This window comes from Microcoleus sp. Pol7_A1, assembly GCF_036701085.1.
Lineage (GTDB): Bacteria > Cyanobacteriota > Cyanobacteriia > Cyanobacteriales > Microcoleaceae > Microcoleus > Microcoleus asticus.
In genome coordinates this window covers 1-18,483 of the sequence record NZ_JAUBQD010000039.1, presented here as the reverse complement: position 1 = coordinate 18,483, position 18,483 = coordinate 1, and the positions used below count along the sequence as shown (strand labels likewise).

The window sequence follows — 18,483 nt, the reverse complement described above, 5'->3', positions numbered from 1 at the left end:
GGGGTTGACTCTGCCACACTAAACAAGGAAACTAGCGATGTCTAAACCAGCAATTTTGTGCGTTGACGATGAAGTAGGGGTATTGGAAAGTCTGGAAATTGAACTGCAACAAGCATTTAACGGTAAATATATTTGCGAATTTGCTGAAAGTGCGGCCGAAGCCCTAGAGATTATTGAAGAGCTATGTGAAGCTAATGTTAACATTCTAGTGATTGTCTCTGATTGGTTGATGCCCGGAATGAAAGGAGATGAACTGCTGATTATAATTCATCAAAAATATCCGCAAATTGTGAAAGTGATGCTGACGGGACAAGCAGACAAAGAAGCAATCGAACGAACAAAACTTCAAGCAAATCTTCATGCTTTTATACAAAAACCTTGGGAAAATCAAGAATTAATTGAAGCGATTAATTCTGGTCTAGCAAATTTATGAAAAAACCTGTCATTATTTGTGTTGATGATGAGCAGACTATACTCGATAGTCTGGAAATAGACCTGCTAAAAGCCTTTGAAGATAAATATTTAATTGAAACGGCCCAAAGTGGCGAAGAAGCTTTAGAGTTGCTGTCAGAACTTTTAGCAGAACAGTATGAAGTTCCTTTGGTTATTTCGGATCATATCATGCCTAATATGAAAGGAGACGAACTATTAAGGAACGTTCATGCTATCTCGCCAAACTGTCTCAAGATTATGCTGACAGGGCAGGCAGATTTGGAGGCGGTAGCCAATGCTATTAACTATGCTAAATTGTACCGATACATACCTAAACCTTGGCAATGTGATGACTTAAAATTAACTGTTACTGAGGCAATATATAGATATTTTCAAGATAAACAATTAGCTGAAAAACAAAGAGAACTTCAGGAAATGAATCAGGAGTTGGTAAAATTAAGCCGCAAGCAGGCAATGCTGATTGCCAAACTCCATGAAAACGAAAGTCGCTTGACGCAATATTTAGAAGCTATCCCTTTGGGCGTGTGTGTACTTGATGCAAACGGGCAATCTTTTTACGCTAATCAGAAGGCGCGGGATGTATTTGGCAAAGGCACTGTGCCGCATATTAATTCAGAGCAAAAAGCAGCAATTTATCAATTTTATAAAGCCGGAACTAATCAGAGATGCCCCGTGGAAGACTTGCCAATTATGCGGGCACTTCGGGGCGAAAATGTGCGGACTGAGAGTGTAGAAATTCGTACAGCTAATAAGATTATTCCTGTAGAGAGTTGGGCGACTCCAATTTATGATTCTACAGGCGACATTTCCTATGCGATTATTGCTTTTAGTGACATAACTGAACGCAAGGAAGCTGAAGCGGCGCTAATTCAAGCTGAAGAGAAGTATCGCGGGATATTTGAAAATGCTTTAGAAGGTATTTTTCAGACGACGCCAGAGGGACTTTTTATTAGTGCTAATCCTGCTCTTGCGGAAATTTACGGCTATGATTCCGCGTCAGAATTGATAGAAAGTATTAATGATATTCAGCAGCAATTGTACGTGGAACCAAACCGCCGTCAAGAGTTTCTGGCGCTGATGAAACAGCACGGTACTCTGTGTGAGTTTGAGTCTCAGGTTTACTGTCGAGATGGCAGCATTATCTGGATTTCTGAATATGCGCGCACAGTTTGTGATGCTAACGGTGAAGTGCTTTACTATCAGGGTTTTGCTAAGGATATTAGTTTGCAAAGACAGGTGGAAGTGGAAAGAATCAAGTTTACTAATGATTTAGAAAAAGCTTTGGCCGCCGAAGAAAAGTTAAACGAGGCGCTGTCAGAAAGCGAAAGCCGATTGACTCAATTCCTGGAAGCCATGCCGGTGGGAATATTTGTTGTGGATGGTGAGGGTAAACCTTTTTATATGAATTCTTGGGGCGAAAGGATACTAGCCCAAGGTTTAATTTCTGATGTGGTTACTGAGCAATTTCCAGAAGCTTATCATTTTTACGACGCTGGAACTAATCAATTGTATCCGAGGGATCGCCAACCGATTATTCGGGCGTTGCGGGGAGAATTTGTGCGTATGGACGATCTAGAAATTCACGGGTCGGATCGGAGTGTGCCGATCGAGGTCTGGGCGACTCCAATCTACGACGAACGGAAAAACATAGTTTACGCGATCGCAGCTTTTCAAGACATCACAGAACGTCAAGAGGTAGAAACCGAGCGCCGCCAATTCACAGACGAGTTGGAAAAAGCTTTAGCAGCGGAAGAAAAATTAACAGATGCTTACGGGCGGTTTGTGCCGCACGAATTTCTCCACTTTCTGGGATATGAAAGTATTCTGGAAGTAAAATTAGGCGATCAAGTACAGAAAGAAATGTCGGTGCTGTTTTCAGATATTCGCAATTTCACTTTTCTTTCTGAGACAATGAATCCCGAAGAAAATTTTCAATTTATTAATGCTTATTTGTCGCGGATGGAACCTGCAATTACTGACAATTTTGGTTTTATTGATAAATACATTGGCGACGCGATTATGGCGCTGTTTGATGGCAGTGCTGACAATGCTGTGAAAGCTGGAATTGCTATGCTAGAACACCTTAACGAGTATAATATTAGTCGCAATAGACCCGATCGCCCGCCGCTGCAAATTGGCATTGGAATCAATACGGGTTCTTTGATGTTAGGCACGGTTGGCGGTCAAAGCCGGATGGACAGCACGGTGATTAGCGATGCGGTAAACTTAGCCTCCCGCGTGGAATGTTTGACTAAAGAGTATGGAGTTTCGATGTTAATTACTCACAATACTTTTATACAGTTGAACGATATTTATGATTTTAGGTTGATCGATCGCGTCAAAGTTAAAGGCAAATCGCAAATGGTAACAGTTTATGAAGTATTTTCGGCCGATCCGGCAGAGTTACGACTGAAAAAGTTAGAGACAAAGACAATCTTTGAGCAAGCTTTGGTACTCTACAATAGTGACAGGTGTGTCGAAGCTAAAAGATTGTTTTCGGCGTGCTTGGAAATCAACCCTAAGGATAAGGTAGCTCAAATTTATATGCAGCGGTGTCTGAAAGGGGCGATCGCTCGTGCATAATACCATTTTAGATTTAGATTGTATAATTGGGAATGACTTATTCCATAAGGATTTGGAATTTGCCTACAGTTGTCTTCTTTTTTGAAACTGGTATAATCATTGTTTAGACAGGCAGGAAAACGCAAACTATTGTTTCTTGCTGCGGCAAACTTTCTATTTTAAATCCTCCTCCGTGCAATTCTGCAAGGCGTTGAACGATAGCCAAACCCAATCCTAAACCTGCTTGTTGGTAAAGTTTGCGATCGAACTGTCTGTAAGCTTCTAGGTGTGCAATCTGATCGGCAGTCATGCCGCGGCCTTGGTCTTTTACAGATAGAACAAAAGTCTGGTTTTCCACCAAAGTGCTTAATAAAACCGGCGTTCCTTCTAAAGAAAATTTGAAGGCATTGTCCAATAGTTCCTCAACAATTTTCGTGAGTCTGATAGCATCCATAGCCACCGACGAATCTTGCAAATTTAATTGTAAATCGTCTGTTCTATTCGCGTGTTTCGCTTGCTGCCGCGCTTTTTGAGTCAGCAAAGATTTTACGCAGCTAAATTCGCTATTGCGCATCTCCTTTAGCAGTTCGGGATTTGTGGCTGCTATCTCTAGTTCTGCATACAGCAAAAAGTTCTGAATCAGCCTGTACAAGCGATGGCCGGAAGTTTGGATTTGACCGATCATCTCTAAGATATCTGATTCCTCTAAGACATGATATTCTGACAAAATTAGCTCGGAAAAACCCATAATTGCATTCAAAGGAGTCCGCAATTCGTGGGGGAGCGACATACTAATGTTGGTGCGCAATTCGTCTAGAGTTTTTTGAGATTGCCTGCTAATTGTTTTCTGTTTTTCAAGTCTAATAGCAATTGCTTTGAGCAGTTCTTGCGGCGTACAAGGCTTAGTAATGTAATCGTCTGCTCCCAGTTCCATGCCCGTGCGAACGTCACTTTTATCGGCTTTTGCTGTGAGAAAAATAAACGGAATTGTGGCAGTCAGAGGTTCGGATCGCAAAGCTTTGAGGACGCCGTGACCGTCAACTTCCGGCATCATCATGTCGCACAATATTAAATCTGGGATTTGTTCGATCGCCAGTTTGATGCCGGCGTTGCCGTTAATTGCTCCAATTCCTTCAAAATTCTCGGCTTCGAGCAACTCTAAAATATTTTCTCTAATCGATTCTTCGTCTTCAATTACCAAAATCTTTGCCACGGTTATTGCTCCTTTTAGTTAGTAGTTTGTTTAAAAAACCTGCGTTCAGACAGTTGACAAATTTGTTTATTTATGAACTTAATCGATCCTTAACTTGCGGATGTTTTTAGTTGATATAGCAACCGCCAAGACGCTGAGGACATTCTTAATAGCCCTTTGCCTATGCGGTCGATTGCTTTTTCCTTCTGTCTTAGATAACTAAAGCCTTCTTCTTCCTTCTTGGTGACCTCGGTTATATCCGTTACACCCGAAGAAAGCAAATCTGTTGCTGAACTTCCTTCTGCCTTCTGCTATAATTCAGTTGTTATATGCTAGCGCAAATTAAAGGCAAGGTAATAGTGAAAGTTGTGCCTTTTCCTTCTTGAGTATCGATCGCGAGTTGGCCACCGTGAAGCTCCACAGCCCTTTTCACAATTGCTAAACCAAGACCTGTTCCCGAAATAGTGCCGACATTGGTAGCTCGGTAAAAAGTTTCTAAGATCCGCTCTAGATCGGCTTGAGGAATCCCGATCCCCTGGTCTTGAACTTGGAAAACAGCTTCTTTGTTTTGACACTTGAGATGCAAGCAAACTGTACTGGCGACGGGAGAATATTTGAGGGCATTGGAGAGGACATTTCCCAATATTTGCTGCAGGAGTTTTTCATCCATTTGAGCGTCGCAGTTGCCACCTTCATGTTGAAAGTTGATCGGGTGTTGGTTGCTGTCGTTGAGCTGCTGCTCTTCTACCAGTTGACGGCAAAATTTTTCGAGGTTTAAAGAAATCGGTTGAAACTGCAAGGTATTTGCTTCGATTTTGCCAATTACGAGGATATCTTCTAATAACTCTGTCATGCGTTTAATGGCTAATTGAATCCGCACAAAATGAGTAGCTTTTTTATCTTGTGACCACTGAAAACTGTAATCTTGCAGCAATCCAGCCGAAAATTGGATGGTTGTCAAGGGGGTGCGGAACTCGTGGGAAACCATTGTGACAAATTTAGCTCGCAGTTCTGAAAGTTCCTTTTCTCGTGCGAGTGCTTTGAGAATTTCGGCTTCTGCTCGTTTGCGATCGCTAATGTCACGGGCTTCAGCAATCAGGAGCAAAACTTGTCCTGTCTCATTTTTAACAGGTTTCAGTGAGAAATCAACAGTCACTATTTGGCCACTTTTGGCTAACAAGTCGATTTCGCTGCGGAAAAACTCGCCACGACTTGCTTTGCCGATCGCGCATTGCAATTGTTCGCAAACCTGTTGCGACTGACCCCAAATCGCCATTTCCCAAATCGGCAGACCCACAATATCCTCCGATCGCAATCCGGCAAAATCGAGGGCTGTCTCGTTCACTTCTAGCACGATTCCTTCGGGAGTCAGCAGCTTTGTTAGCTGAAACGAAGAGTCAAAAATCGCCCGAAAACGCCGCTCGCTTTCTCGCAGCATTTGAAATGTTTGAGATCGTTCGATCGCGTAGCGGATCGTCCGCACTAATAATTGAGTAGTAATTTGACCTTTAACAATGTAATCTTGAGCTCCCAAGCGAACTGATTCAAGTGCGATCGCCTCATCGTCCCAGCCTGTCATTACCACCATTGCTGTATCCGGGGCAACTTCTCGCAGGCGAGTTAAGGTTTCCAAACCGCGGCTGTCCGGCAAAGAAAGATCGAGCAAAACTACATCAAAGGGTTGTTTACACAGTTGTGCGATCGCCTCATGCAGGAACTCAACAGACACCAGTTCCCACTGGACGCCCACAGATACTTCTAACAGTTCTGCAAGCAAATCAGCATCAGCAGGATTGTCTTCTACTAACAGAATCTTAATCCACATAGCTTATACCTTTTTGACTGTAAAATTTTCTCTCTACCCATCTCAGGTTAAACTTTTTTGCTTTCCCTTGCCATTTTTAACTTGAAAATTATTATTTGGGAACTGTCACCACCACCGGCCACCAATCCTCAATCCATTTTACCAGCTTAGCGACTTGACTAAAATCGACAGGCTTAGGAATGCAGCACCGGGCTAACAGGGCATAAGACTTGAGAATCTCTTCATCCGCTGCTGAGGTTGTCATAATTACCGCCGGAATCATTTTTAACTTGGGTGATGAGTTAATTTCTCGCAACAATTCTCAACAACTTTTTTTAGGTAAATTCAAGTCAAGCAGAATTAAATCGGGAGGGGCTAAGTTCACATACAAACCTTATTGATTTAAAAAATTAATTGCTCGCACCCCATCTTCCATTATTGTGCAACTGGTTAAAAAATTTGCTTGACGCCACACTTTCTAAAGCCAAGTCATACCTTTTGAGATTTAAGATTTAAGACTTCGGCATGAGGGCTCAGTCGAAGGATTTTAGATTGGGAAATGAGTGATCGCAACCAGGGTTGGGATCGCGGGCATACAACAGTGGCATTTTTTTTTACTGGTATCAGCATCGCTGGGCGGATATTTCATCGGCAGAATGTCAAGACCTTTAAAAAATTTTATATCGCCGGTCGGCAAAGTATCTCTTCGTTTAATTTAAAGGAAGTTGGACGACTGCCAGCCAGAATTCCTCAATTAACCTGATTACTTTAGTAAATTGTAGGAAATCTACTGGCTTGGTAATATAACAGTTGGCGTGCAGCGAGTAGGACTTGATAATGTCCTCTTGGGCGGCTGAAGTGCTGAGAATCACTACTGGAATTAGTTTTAAACTTTGGTCTGTTTTAATTTCTGTTAGCACTTCTACGCCACTTTTTTTGGGCAAATTCAAATCAAGCAAAATTAAGTCGGGACGGGGTACCCTGAGATAGGGTTCTTTTCTGCGCAAAAACTTCATTGCTTCGACTCCATCTTCGACAAAATGCAAGTTATTCAATATTTTACCCTGGCCGAGAGCTTCTATTGCCAAATCGGCATCGCTGGGAGAATCCTCAATCAGCAGAATCTCTATGGGTTTAACACTGCTTCGATCGCTCATAACCGGGGTATCCTTATTGATTATAAAAAAAAATTGAATTTTTAGTCTTCAGGTACTAATTATAGGAATAGTGAAGTAAAAAGTCGCTCCTTTTCCCTCCTGAGATTCCACCCAGATGCGCCCGCCGTGGCGTTCAACAATTCGCTTGCACATCGCCAAACCTATGCCTGTACCGGAATATTCGCGGCGGGAGTGCAGGCGCCCAAAAATGATAAAAATGCGATCGGCATACTGCGGATCGATGCCAATGCCGTTATCGCGGACGCTAAACAGCCATTCGCTCTCTTGCCTACCAGCAGCGATATGAATCAACGGGGTATCTTGACGGCAAAATTTGATACCGTTGGCGATCAAATTTTGGAATAATTGCACCAGTTGAAATTCATCCGCCATCACGGTTGGCATCGCGTCCCAAGTGATGACCGCTTTCTTTTCTGCGATCGCAATTTGCAAATTAGACAAACTTTGCTTCACAGCAGCGTTGCAGTCCGCTTCCTCAAACTCCTGACCACTCGTTCCCAGGCGCGAATACGCCAACAAATCGTTAATTAACTGCTGCATTCTGGTAGCGCCATCGACAATATAATTAATATATTTATTTGCGCGATCGTCCAAATTTCCTTGATAGCGCTGGGCCAGCAATTGAGTGTAACTGGTAACGGCTCGCAGCGGTTCTTGCAAATCGTGGGAAGCCACATAAGCAAATTGTTCTAATTCCTCGTTGGAACGCTTCAAATCTTCTGTAAGTTGCAGCATTTGCTGCTCGGCTTCTTTGCGGCTTGTAATGTTGTAAACCAAGGCGCAACAAGACAGCAGATTACCCTGGGAGTCCATGACTGGACTGGTAGACATATCAGTCCAAATGTCTTTGCCGTCCTTGGTTTTGAATTTAAATTCGTGTTGTTCACCAATACCTTGCTTGCGCAGCTCGAAATTATCAATAGCTTGTGGTTTTTCCTGTTCGTCCATGAAATCAAAAAGCGACCGCCCGAACATTTCTAATTCAGTATAGCCGAGCATTCGCGCCATTGCGTGGTTCACGTAAGTCGTGAGGGAATTGCTGTCAATTACCCAAATACCTTCTTCTGCTAATTCAACTATTTGTCTGTACTTAAATTCGCTTTCCTGCAACGCTCTTTCCGTTAGTTTGCGCTCGGTGATATCTTTCATAAAACAGTGGTTGCCGTTAAATATCCCTTGTTCGTCGCAAGCTTTTACCATTGTTACTTGCTTGTAAAAAAACGAGCCATTTTTCCGCACACCTCTAGTTTCAACTTCTACTTTACCAGAAAATACCATTTCCTGATAAGCTGAGAGCATCATCTCAACATCGCCCGGATGTACGGTGAGCTGCCATCTCATGCCGAGCATTTCTTCTGGTTCGTAACCGCATCTATGAGCGTAAGCTCGGTTAACATTCACGTAGCATCCCTCAATATCTAGCCGTGAAATGCCTTCCACAGTATTTTGCATGGCATTGGTGAGGTCGCGCACCTCTTTTTCAGCTTGTTTGCGATCGCTAATATCCTGAGCGATACCCAAAAAACCAGTGATATTTCCTTCAGGATTAAATAAGGCAGTCACCGACAATTGCACCGGAAACCGCGAACCATCTTTGCGAATGTAAGTCCATTCATTTTCGTCAGCTATTCCCCGGCGCGGCAAAGCAACCAAAACTTCCATTCCCGGATCTATTTTTACTCCCAATTCTTGAGAAAGAATTTCAGCTCTTTTACCGAACTCCACAGGATCGTGAATTATTGCTAGCGTGACTTTCCCCACCACTTCTTCGGGGGAATAGCCTAAAAGTTTCTGTGCTGCGCGATTAAATGTTTTAATTGTACCGTCGGGCTCTGTAGAAATAATTGTGTAGTGAGCGCTGTTAAGAATTGCATTTTGCAGTTGCGTCAATTCCAACAAAGTAATCGCAATTCTTTGTCTGTAGGCTATTTCTTCTGGCAATGAGTGGTGAGAAATTTCGATTTGAGCAATGCGCTCAGCAACTCGATGTTCCAGAGTTTCATGGAGCAGTCGATTTTCTGCTTCTACCTGCTTGCGTTCTGTAATATCAGTAATCGTACCAACATAACTTTTAACCTCCCCATTTTCTCCGATTATACCGACAGCTTGACCGAATACCCAACTGATTTTAGCGTGATTAATGCCTTGAAAGCGGTACTCACATTTAAACGGCAATTTCTCCTGCGCGGCGCTATACCATTCAGCAAAAACCCGCTGGCGGTCCTCTGGATGAATGGCTTGCAACCACCCTTTACCCAAAGCTCGATCGCAGGCTATTCCCGAAATTTGACACCAGCGCTCGTTGACATACAAGCAGTCTCCTAAAGCGTCTGCATAAAATATTCCTACCGGCGAAGCTTCAGTTAAAGTTTGATAGCAAGCTTCTGTTTTTCGGCGTTCAATGATTTCTTTTTGCAGTATTCGAGCGAGCATCTCTAACTGAGTTGGAGTGACGAGAGTTAATGCTTGGGGAACTAAAGGAATTAATGAAAAAGCTGTGTAAGCAGAAATCGCGGCGGTAATAATTTTCAGACTGCCAGAAACCCAATAAACAGGATGCCAAAGCGTCCAAATTTCCATTAGATGAGTAGTGCCACAGGAGATAATAAAGGCTGCGAACAGCCAAAAGACGTTGCGAAAGGGCAAGTCTTTTCCCTGAGTGATAATATAAATTAGGGATAGCGGTATTGAATAGTAAGCCAGGGCAATTATAAAGTCTGACACTATGTGGAGCGCGACTAACTCTCGCTGCCAAAGGTAACAGTGGCCGTGAGGAATATAATTTCCGGTGAATAACAGCTTATTTAAAAAGTTCCAAATCATAAATAGAATTGGGAATGTGGAAGGGGTAATGGGAAATTTAACCCAATAACTTATAACTTATCTCAAATTTCTGAAATATACAGTGCTGGACGCACGGGGGGCTACAAACCAGGTTTCTTCGTAGATGCCTCGTTGGCAAAACCGGGTTTCCTCAGAAAGCGTGCGTCTAGGACTAATACCATTTTAGATTTGAGATTTTAGATTAAATAATTGGGAATCACTGATTATGTATGGATTTGGAGCTTGTCTACAGTTGCATTCTTTTTTAAACTTGTATAATCGTATAAAAAATGGGGCGAGCCAGAAGCCCGCCCCACCAAAATTATGCTGGTGCTATTAACCCAACAGCGCCTGAGCCTTAGCTACCACATTCTCAACGGTGTAGCCAAACTTTTCTAAAGCAACTGGGCCCGGTGCAGAAGCGCCGAATCGGTCGATGCTGATGCTGTCGCCTTCGGAGCCCAAATAACGTCCCCAGCCGAAGCTAGCAGCCGCTTCAACGGCCAACCGCTTAGTAACAGCTTTCGGCAGTACAGATTCGCGGTAAGCGGCATCTTGTAAGTCGAACAATTCCCAGCAAGGCATCGAAACTACCCGCACTTTATTGCCTGCGGCGCGCAATTTTTCAGCGGCATCAACGCAGAGGTATGTTTCGCCGCCGGTGCCGATTAAAATGATGTCGGGAGTGCCGCCGTCGTCAGACAAAATGTAAGCGCCTTTGGCCGTTCCTTCGATCGAACTTCCAGCCAAGTTAGGCAGATTTTGGCGCGACAGAGCCATTAAAGTTGGGCGGGTGCGGCTTTCAACTGCCACTTTGTAAGCGCCGGATGTTTCATTACCATCCGCAGGGCGCATTACCAACAAATCGGGAATTACGCGCAGAGAAGCGAGAGTTTCCACGGGTTGGTGAGTGGGGCCATCTTCGCCCAAGGCTACGGAGTCGTGAGTCATTACATAAATAACTCCAGCTTCCGAGAGTGCAGAGAGGCGAATTGCTCCCCGCATATAGTCAGCAAACACCAAGAACGTTGCGCAGTAAGGAATTAAACCGCCGTGCAGTACCATACCGTTGGCGATCGCGCCCATGCCGTGTTCCCGCACACCAAAGCGCAGGTTACGTCCTTCGTATTGACCTTTTTGGAAGTCTTTTTCACCCTTGAGCAAAGTCATGTTAGAAGATGCCAAGTCAGCGGAACCGCCGATCAATTCAGGTAAGACACCTGCCAAAGCATTCAAACATTTTCCAGAATGATTCCGAGTCGAATCTGCCTTATCTTCCGGGTTGTATGTCGGCAAAACTTGATCCCAACCTTCGGGAAGTTTGCCAGCAACCGTGCGCTCGTATTCTGCTGCTTCTGCAGGATATGCTGCTTTATAAGCATCAAAAGCTTTCTGCCATTCTTGCTCAGATTGAGCGCCACGTTCGACTGCTTTGCGGAAGTGTGACAAAGCATCATCAGGAATCTCAAACGGTGCGTGTTCCCATTTCAAGAAATCGCGAGTGGCTTTCACTTCATCGCCACCCAAAGCAGCACCGTGAGCGCTGTAAGAATTGCGCTTGTTGGGAGAACCGTAACCAATGATGGTGCGGACTTTAATCATGGACGGTTTGTCCGTGACTTTTTTGGCTTCTTCAATAGCTTTGTGAACTGCTTCTAGGTTAGTATCTTCGTCTAGAGCGGTATTGTCTACTGTAATAACGTGCCAATTGTAAGCTTCAAAACGCTTGCCGACATCTTCAGTAAAGGCCAAGCTTGTGTCGCCTTCAATAGAAATGTGATTGTCATCGTACAAGGCAATTAATTTGCCGAGTCCGAGGTGTCCGGCCAAAGAACAAGCTTCGCCAGAAACACCTTCCATGTGGCAGCCGTCACCCAAAATTACATAGGTGTAGTGGTCAACAATTGTGTGGTCGGGCTTGTTATACTTAGCAGCGAGGTGAGCTTCTGCCATTGCCAAACCGACGGCATTAGCAATTCCTTGTCCCAGGGGGCCGGTGGTAACTTCTACGCCTTCGGTCATGAAGTTTTCGGGGTGTCCGGGGGTTCTGGATTCCCACTGGCGAAATTGCTTGATGTCGTCGAGGGTGACGCTATCGTAGCCTGTCAAGTACAGGAGGGCGTACTGTAGCATACAGCCGTGGCCGGCGGAGAGGACGAAGCGATCGCGATTAAACCACTTGGGGTTTTTGGGGTTGAACCGCATGAACCGATCCCACAGCACGAAGGCCATAGGGGCAGCGCCCATCGGCAGTCCCGGGTGTCCTGATTTTGCTTTTTCTACCGCATCGATGGCCAAAAAGCGGATAGAGTTGATGCAGAGTTCTTCGAGTGATTGAGTTGCAACAGCCATAATTCTGGTTTTTATATGTTAAGAGAGAGTGTGTGTGGTCGATTCTGACAGAGGTGCGATCAGCCGAGTTCGATCGCTCGCGTTTCTGCTGTTCAGTTTCTGTGGAACTGCCGTGAGGCTGCACTACATATCATCTCACCAGTTGCGATCGACAGACAACTTAATTTTTTAATGTTTCGGTCGCTTTGTGCAGTCGATCGCCATTTGCGCTCGGAGATATTTCTAGGGCGAGTGCGGCTCTGTGCGATCGGGCTACGAGAAGGTGTAATTTATTATTTGGCAAATTGGCTCTCAAAGCAGCCCTGTTATGATAGAGTTTGGTGTTTCTGACATCTTGCAGTTTTGTCACGAACTGGCAAGATGCCTCTTCAACAAAGAGAGAATTTTCTTGTCGGGCGTTGCTCCGACGCCGCCCGATCGCACGAGCGCCAGAATAGTGCAAGATGTCAGATATTTGTAATTTTAATCAGGCAATAACTAATGACTCTCAGTGAAGCCGAAGTCCGCAGTCAAAAAGTAGACGAACTGCGATCGCAAGGCATAGAACCGTATCCCAGTGAATCCTACGCGCGATCGCACACAGCCAAGCAAGTTCGCGAAATATTTAGTCAGCCGGGAAAAGAACTCCAAAACGGAGAAAGTGACCCCGAAGAAATTTCCCTGCGATTAGCCGGCCGCATCACTTCCAAGCGAGACAGCGGCAAAATTGGTTTCATCGATTTAAAAGACGCCACAGACAAGATTCAACTCAAAATCGAGAAAGCAATAGTCACCGGCGAAGTCGGTTTGAGCTTTGAACAAATTAAAAAATTGCTCGATGTCGGCGATTTTGTCGGCGTCGAAGGTATCGGCTGCCGTACCCCCAGGGGAGAACTTTCTATTTTAGTGAGGGAATTAAAGCTTTTATCAAAAGCTACTATTCAATTTCCCGATTCTTATTATGGAATTAACGACCCCGAAGTTTGCCGCCGCCACCGCGAAATGGATTTGGCTAGCAACCAAGATGCTCTCAACCGTTTTATGCTGCGCAGCCGCATCGTTCAAAGCATCCGTTCTTATCTCTGGAAAGCCGATTTTTACGAAATAGAAACGCCGACACTGCAAGCTATTTACGGCGGTGCTGCTGCTAAGCCATTCATTACTCACCACAATGCTTTGGAGGTGGATTTGTATTTGCGAGTTGCTCCAGAACTGTTCTTGAAAAGAGCAATATGCGGCGGCTTCGAGCGAGTTTTTGAACTAGGAAAAGCCTTTAGAAATGAGGGAATTGATAGCACCCACAATCCAGAGTTTACCTCTCTAGAAGTTTACCAAGCTTATGCTGATGTTTTCGACATTTTAACAGTTGTCGAAGACGTGATATGTTTCGCAGCGGCCGCGGTATTTGGGGATGTCAAAGAAATTGAAAATCAGGGGGAAACGATTAGTTTAGAACGCAAGTTCGACTACAGCGAAAAGTATCCCGGTTTTAGCGGCAAACACTGGCAAGTAAAAACGATGGTAGAAGCTGTCAGAGACGAGTTTGGGCTGGATTTTGACAGTTTGGACTTGGAAAGTGCGATCGCCTCTGCAACCAAGCTAGAATTGCACCTGTCTAAGTTAGAACAACAGAGTTTAGGCTACGTGCTGTTTGCGGTTTTTGACAAATTAGTTGTTCCCAAACTAATTCAACCTACATTCATCATCGACTATCCCGTCGAAGTCAGTCCTTTAGCAAAAGGACATCGCAGCAAGCCCGGATTTGTAGAACGTTTCGAGCTCTTTATCAACGGTACAGAATACTCGAACGGCTTCTCAGAATTGAACGATCCGAAAGAGCAAAGAAAGCGGTTTGAGGAACAGTTGGCGCAGAAAAATGCCGGCGATGAGGAAGCGCATCCAATGGATGAAGACTTTATTCAAGCGCTATCTTTGGGAATGCCTAATTGTGCGGGAATGGGTATCGGCGTAGACAGATTGGTGATGCTTTTAACTAATACTCAAAGCATCCGCGATGCGGTGATGTTCCCGACAATGCGGCCGGTCAAAGATTGATGGGAGTAGCTTTTTGGCCGATGTGTAATAAGTACATGGGGATTTTTTAACCGCAGATATCAGCGGATTAATACAGATAAACGCAGATGGAATTTCATCTGCGTTTATCTGCCTTTATCTGCGGTTAAAAAAACCTTTTTGAGATCACCGCATAAATGAACCGACAACACCGTTCAAATCTTCAGCCAAAGGATTTCCCAAAGCCTTAAACTTCCACTCGCCGCCTTCTCGATAGACTTCTCCCATCAACATATTTAATTTTCCTTCATAAGAAGGGTCATTTGACAAGCGATAGCGAGCTATTTCTTTGCCGGCGGCGTCTACAGCTCTTACGAAAGCATTTTCTACCAGGCCAAAATGCTGTTTTCTCTCTTTCCCATCGTAAATATTAACTCCCAAAATTATTTTGTGGTATTGTGCTGGCAAAGAGCTCAGTTTCACTAATATTTGTTCGTCATCTCCATCTCCAGCCCCGGTGAGATTGTCGCCTGAGTGAACAACTGTTTTGTCCTTTGACTCCAAATGAGAGTAATAAATTACATCCTCTTTGTAGTTCTTTATTTTGCCATTTTCTCCCAGCAGCAGAGCGTAGGAATCTAAGTCAAAATTGGCACCGCTGCTGCGGCCGAAAAGACCTTTTTTAGCTTGTGCAACATCCCAGCCCAAAGCCATTGTCAGTCTGGACAAGTCGTATTCGCTTTTGCTGAGAACGATCGATTGTCCTTTTGTCAAGTTGATAGCCATAGTTTTGTGATTTTGTAAGGTTTATTGTGAAGTTGAATGATTGCCCTAAGTTAGCATTTTGTTTGCCTGGAAAAGCTGTTTCTAGGGTAAGAGATTTTTGATTCGTGCTGATTTTACCCAAGCCGGATATTCGGCTGTCAACAAATCGTATAATTCCTCATCGGCAATATGTTCCGGGTCTTCTAAACTGAAGAAATCTGCGTTGTCTAGGTAGCGATCGCCCATTTCGTCAAGCTGTTCTAAAAATGTAAAATCGCTCGCTACGGATCTTGCTAACCACCCGCGAACTCCCTGACTTTTGACATCTTTCTGCGACTTGCCGATCGCCATAAACTGCCAAAATATCGGCTCGTGGGACGACCATTGTAGCTGCTGCTTGCTTTCCGATTCGTCCGCAGTTTCTCCATCAGTTACAAACATCACGTAGACAGGTCGATCGGCTTTAATAGCTGCGTAGCGCCTGCTACCGCGACCATCAGGAAAATAGAACTTTCTAATTTCCTTCATCACTTTACCGTAGTAAGTACCTCCTTCTAAAGGATACTGTTGCAGTATATGGTGGATGAAGTTTGAGAAATTGTCGATCGACATTTCACCGGGATTGTGGGGGTTGACTCCAAACAGAAATATGTCGATCGATCCGTTGTCATCAAACCGACATCCCAAAGCCAAAATCTTCTCTGCCAAACGCTGAATTTTTCCTGAACGGTATAGGGAAGACATAGAAGCAGAAATATCGAGGCAAAGCGCTACTTGAGCATTGTGATTTGTTAGATTTGCTTTCTTGAGCGAGATATCGGCTTTCTTCGCGAGATTGAAAATGTGCGGCGCTTTCTCCTCAAGCTTTTTGTCTAATGCTATAGCTTTCTGACTTTTGGGGCTATCTTCAATAACTGGTAATTTAGGCAGTTCTACTGTACGTTTTGCTGGCTTTTCTTGCGGTTGAATCTCTGAATGATACTTGTCAACAAAACTCTGCAACCCTGCTTTATATCCTTGTCCTACAGCCTGAAATCTCCAAGCTGCATCTTTTTTATACAATCGTCCAAACTCGACTGCTGTTTCTTCAGAAAAACCTTCTGTTAAATCATAGCGCGCTAGTTCGCTGTCGGTGTCGCGATCGTACAATCGGATAAAAGCATTTCTAATTTGGCTGAAATTTTGATGTTTAGCTTGTGCGTCGTGAATCGTGACCACAAAAACCATTTCTTCAACAGCAGCCGTTACTTTTCCTAAGTCTACATAAATTGTCTCGTCATCCCCTTGAGTTTGACCAGTTTGATTATCTCCCGAATGGACGATCGCTCCGTCCGGCGACTGCGAGTTATTGTAAAATACAAAGTATCTTTCATCGGGGATTTTTCCGTCCGAACCTAATGCAAAAACAGAGGCATCGATATCGCAGCTTTGCGGGTTTGAGTCAGATAAATTTAGTTCACTTGCTATTTCCCACCCCAGGGCGATCGCAACTTTTGTTAAAGTTGGAGATGTTTTAGAAAGATTAAATCTTTCGCCCTTCTTTAATTGAATTCCCATCTGGTTTATCACCTCATGAGTCTGATTGTTTAAAATCGAGGGAAACATTCCTGCTTCCGAATTTCCCCTCGATTTAATTAGCTGGGAGCGATCGACCTTTTATCAGGCATACTTATCGACAAAGCTTTGCAAGCCGGAATTGTAGCCTTGTCCTACAGCTTGGAATCTCCACTCGCCGTCTTTCTTGTAAAGTCTGCCAAACTCTACCGCTGTCTCCCGAGAAAAATCCTCGTCCAAATCATACTTCGTTACCTCTGTGTTAGTAGTAGTGTCGTAAATCCTGATAAAAGCATTCCGCACTTGACCGAAGTTTTGCCTTCTCGATTCTGCTTCGTGGATAGTTACCACAAACACAATTTCTTGCACCCCCGGATCGACTTTGGCTAAATCGACTGTAACGGTTTCATCATCGCCAAATCCTTCTCCGGTTCTGCTATCTCCCAGATGTATTACAGCAGTGTCCGGCGACTCCTTGTTGTTGTAGAAAACAAAGTATTTTTCGCCGGGAATTTTGCCAGTAGCCCCCAACATAAACACGGAAGCATCTAAGTCAAACGCTGCGCCCGTGTCTGTAGCGTTGATATCCCATCCCAAACCAATCCCGGCATTTTTCAACCCGGGTGCTTCTTTAGATAGATTGATTCTCCCGCCTTTTTCCAAATTGATAGACATTCGCCCTCCTGCGTGCAAAATCTGTAATATTACTGATAACAATTATACAAACTGTCAGAGCAGCTTGACAAATTGCTGCTGATACTCGTTTTCGGTCAATCGATTTGAGATTTGAGATTTGGGATTTTAGATTGTAGAAGTGAGCCCACGGATAAATCCGGGGGCTTTGTACCTTGAATGCTTGCGGCTACAGCAGGTTGACAATTTGCTTTTGGTACTCATCTATCGATTTGAGATTTGAGATTTGGGATTTTAGATTGGATAATTGAAGAATTGACCCTGCGGATGAATCCGGGGGCTTGTACGCTGGATGCTTTTAGTTAAAGTAGCTTGACAAATTGCTGCTGGTACTCATCAATCGATTTTAGATTGGAGATTTTAGATTTTAGATTGGATAATTGAAGAATTGACCCTGCGGATGAATCCGGGGGCTTGTACGCTGGATGCTTTTGGTTAAAGTAGCTTGACAAATTGCTTTTGGTACTCATCTTCAGTCATCAGTTCGTGGGTATTTTCCACTCTGTCTAAAAACACGATTCCATCTAAATGGTCGTGTTCGTGTTGAAAAATTCGGGCTACAAAGTCTGTCAATTCTTGTCGGTGGAGTTTGCCGTCTCTACTGGTGTATTCTATCTCGATAGCCCTACTTCTCGGCACCAATCCCCGAATCCCCGGAATGCTCAAACAGCCTTCCCAGTCTTTGACTGTCTCTGTTGATGCAGCCACAATCCGGGGATTAATCATCGCTGTGGGTTCCATGTTGGGTGCTTGGGGATACCGCAAATTAGGACGGGATGCGACGATGAACAGGCGATCGGACTGAGCCACTTGAGGGGCGGCAATCCCCACTCCGTTTGCCTGCTGTACTGTACTGATTAAGCTGTCAATCAACTGTTGAATGCGATCGTCCTGAATATTCTCGACAACTTGCGACGGGCGGCGCAGTACAGGATTTCCTAATTGTGAGATTTGTAATATTTCTGCCATAGTTATTTGTTAGTGGTTATTTGTTAGTGGTTATTTGTTAGTGGTTAACTACTGACAAATAACCATTTTTTTCTTCCTTCTTCCTTCTTCCTTCTTCCTTCTTCCTTCTTCCTTCTTCCTTCTTCCTTCTTCCTTCTTCCTTCTTC

At 44.2% G+C, this 18,483-nt stretch carries 15 protein-coding genes; 4 read left to right on the top strand and 11 right to left on the bottom strand.

Annotation, left to right across the window (positions count from 1 at the left end; all coding sequences use genetic code 11):
* Positions 1–37 precede the first annotated feature (37 nt).
* Positions 38–433 (top strand): response regulator, encoded by a 396-nt coding sequence (locus QUA20_RS20560; protein ID WP_333190895.1) that lies wholly within the window; start codon positions 38–40, stop codon positions 431–433.
* Positions 430–3,036 (top strand): PAS domain S-box protein, encoded by a 2,607-nt coding sequence (locus QUA20_RS20555; protein WP_333190894.1) that lies wholly within the window; start codon positions 430–432, stop codon positions 3,034–3,036. The genes QUA20_RS20560 and QUA20_RS20555 overlap by 4 nt, the downstream gene beginning before the upstream one ends.
* Positions 3,037–3,139: 103 nt before the next feature.
* On the opposite strand, the gene QUA20_RS20550 is transcribed toward QUA20_RS20555, so the two are convergent.
* The 6 genes from QUA20_RS20550 to tkt form a co-directional block, all read right to left on the bottom strand.
* Positions 3,140–4,228, bottom strand: coding sequence for a response regulator (locus QUA20_RS20550; RefSeq protein WP_333190893.1), 1,089 nt, complete (start codon positions 4,226–4,228; stop codon positions 3,140–3,142).
* A 304-nt stretch (positions 4,229–4,532) separates the two neighbouring features.
* Positions 4,533–6,032: an ATP-binding protein gene (locus tag QUA20_RS20545; RefSeq protein WP_333190892.1), complete on the bottom strand. Its 1,500-nt coding sequence runs from the start codon at positions 6,030–6,032 to the stop codon at positions 4,533–4,535.
* Positions 6,033–6,123: 91 nt separating this feature from the next.
* Positions 6,124–6,276 carry a hypothetical protein gene (locus QUA20_RS20540; RefSeq protein ID WP_333190891.1) on the bottom strand — a complete coding sequence of 51 codons (153 nt, stop codon included), beginning with the start codon at positions 6,274–6,276 and terminating at the stop codon, positions 6,124–6,126.
* Positions 6,277–6,721: 445 nt separating this feature from the next.
* Positions 6,722–7,168 carry a response regulator gene (locus tag QUA20_RS20535; protein WP_172186380.1) on the bottom strand — a complete coding sequence of 149 codons (447 nt, stop codon included), beginning with the start codon at positions 7,166–7,168 and terminating at the stop codon, positions 6,722–6,724.
* Between the two features lie 48 nt (positions 7,169–7,216).
* Positions 7,217–10,012 carry a PAS domain S-box protein gene (locus tag QUA20_RS20530; RefSeq protein ID WP_333190890.1) on the bottom strand — a complete coding sequence of 932 codons (2,796 nt, stop codon included), beginning with the start codon at positions 10,010–10,012 and terminating at the stop codon, positions 7,217–7,219.
* A gap of 336 nt (positions 10,013–10,348) precedes the next feature.
* The gene (gene tkt / locus QUA20_RS20525) at positions 10,349–12,364 is read right to left on the bottom strand and encodes a transketolase (protein ID WP_333190889.1); all 2,016 of its coding nucleotides are present in this window, start codon (positions 12,362–12,364) and stop codon (positions 10,349–10,351) included.
* A 34-nt stretch (positions 12,365–12,398) separates the two neighbouring features.
* On the opposite strand from tkt, the gene QUA20_RS20520 reads away from it, so the two are divergent.
* On the top strand, positions 12,399–12,536 hold the full coding sequence (locus QUA20_RS20520) for a hypothetical protein (RefSeq protein WP_172186377.1): 138 nt from the start codon (positions 12,399–12,401) through the stop codon (positions 12,534–12,536).
* Here QUA20_RS20520 and QUA20_RS20515 read toward each other — a convergent pair.
* Positions 12,525–12,806, bottom strand: a complete 282-nt coding sequence (locus QUA20_RS20515) for a hypothetical protein (RefSeq protein ID WP_333190888.1) — start codon at positions 12,804–12,806, stop codon at positions 12,525–12,527. The two genes, QUA20_RS20520 and QUA20_RS20515, sit on opposite strands and share 12 nt — an antisense overlap.
* A gap of 38 nt (positions 12,807–12,844) precedes the next feature.
* Between QUA20_RS20515 and lysS the strand changes: the two genes are divergently transcribed.
* Positions 12,845–14,398, top strand: a complete 1,554-nt coding sequence (gene lysS, locus QUA20_RS20510) for a lysine--tRNA ligase (protein WP_333190887.1) — start codon at positions 12,845–12,847, stop codon at positions 14,396–14,398.
* 144 nt (positions 14,399–14,542) lie between these two features.
* On the opposite strand, the gene QUA20_RS20505 is transcribed toward lysS, so the two are convergent.
* The 4 genes from QUA20_RS20505 to def all read right to left on the bottom strand — a co-directional run bounded on the left by QUA20_RS20505 (position 14,543) and on the right by def (position 18,337).
* The gene (locus QUA20_RS20505; RefSeq protein ID WP_333190886.1) at positions 14,543–15,142 is read right to left on the bottom strand and encodes a TerD family protein; all 600 of its coding nucleotides are present in this window, start codon (positions 15,140–15,142) and stop codon (positions 14,543–14,545) included.
* A gap of 81 nt (positions 15,143–15,223) precedes the next feature.
* The gene (locus tag QUA20_RS20500; RefSeq protein ID WP_333190885.1) at positions 15,224–16,678 is read right to left on the bottom strand and encodes a TerD family protein; all 1,455 of its coding nucleotides are present in this window, start codon (positions 16,676–16,678) and stop codon (positions 15,224–15,226) included.
* Between the two features lie 102 nt (positions 16,679–16,780).
* Positions 16,781–17,350: a TerD family protein gene (locus QUA20_RS20495; protein ID WP_172186372.1), complete on the bottom strand. Its 570-nt coding sequence runs from the start codon at positions 17,348–17,350 to the stop codon at positions 16,781–16,783.
* Positions 17,351–17,803: 453 nt separating this feature from the next.
* The gene (gene def, locus QUA20_RS20490) at positions 17,804–18,337 is read right to left on the bottom strand and encodes a peptide deformylase (RefSeq protein ID WP_333190884.1); all 534 of its coding nucleotides are present in this window, start codon (positions 18,335–18,337) and stop codon (positions 17,804–17,806) included.
* Between the last annotated feature and the right edge of the window lie 146 nt (positions 18,338–18,483).

Bases quoted from the DNA above. Each gene is read 5' to 3' on its own strand.
- QUA20_RS20560 (WP_333190895.1), top strand. From the start codon at position 38: ATGTCTAAACCAGCAATTTTGTGCGTTGACGATGAAGTAGGGGTATTG.
- QUA20_RS20555 (WP_333190894.1), top strand. From the start codon at position 430: ATGAAAAAACCTGTCATTATTTGTGTTGATGATGAGCAGACTATACTC.
- QUA20_RS20545 (WP_333190892.1), bottom strand. From the start codon at position 6,032: ATGTGGATTAAGATTCTGTTAGTAGAAGACAATCCTGCTGATGCTGAT.
- QUA20_RS20540 (WP_333190891.1), bottom strand. From the start codon at position 6,276: ATGACAACCTCAGCAGCGGATGAAGAGATTCTCAAGTCTTATGCCCTG.
- QUA20_RS20535 (WP_172186380.1), bottom strand. From the start codon at position 7,168: ATGAGCGATCGAAGCAGTGTTAAACCCATAGAGATTCTGCTGATTGAG.
- QUA20_RS20530 (WP_333190890.1), bottom strand. From the start codon at position 10,012: ATGATTTGGAACTTTTTAAATAAGCTGTTATTCACCGGAAATTATATT.
- tkt (WP_333190889.1), bottom strand. From the start codon at position 12,364: ATGGCTGTTGCAACTCAATCACTCGAAGAACTCTGCATCAACTCTATC.
- lysS (WP_333190887.1), top strand. From the start codon at position 12,845: ATGACTCTCAGTGAAGCCGAAGTCCGCAGTCAAAAAGTAGACGAACTG.
- QUA20_RS20505 (WP_333190886.1), bottom strand. From the start codon at position 15,142: ATGGCTATCAACTTGACAAAAGGACAATCGATCGTTCTCAGCAAAAGC.
- QUA20_RS20500 (WP_333190885.1), bottom strand. From the start codon at position 16,678: ATGGGAATTCAATTAAAGAAGGGCGAAAGATTTAATCTTTCTAAAACA.
- QUA20_RS20495 (WP_172186372.1), bottom strand. From the start codon at position 17,350: ATGTCTATCAATTTGGAAAAAGGCGGGAGAATCAATCTATCTAAAGAA.
- def (WP_333190884.1), bottom strand. From the start codon at position 18,337: ATGGCAGAAATATTACAAATCTCACAATTAGGAAATCCTGTACTGCGC.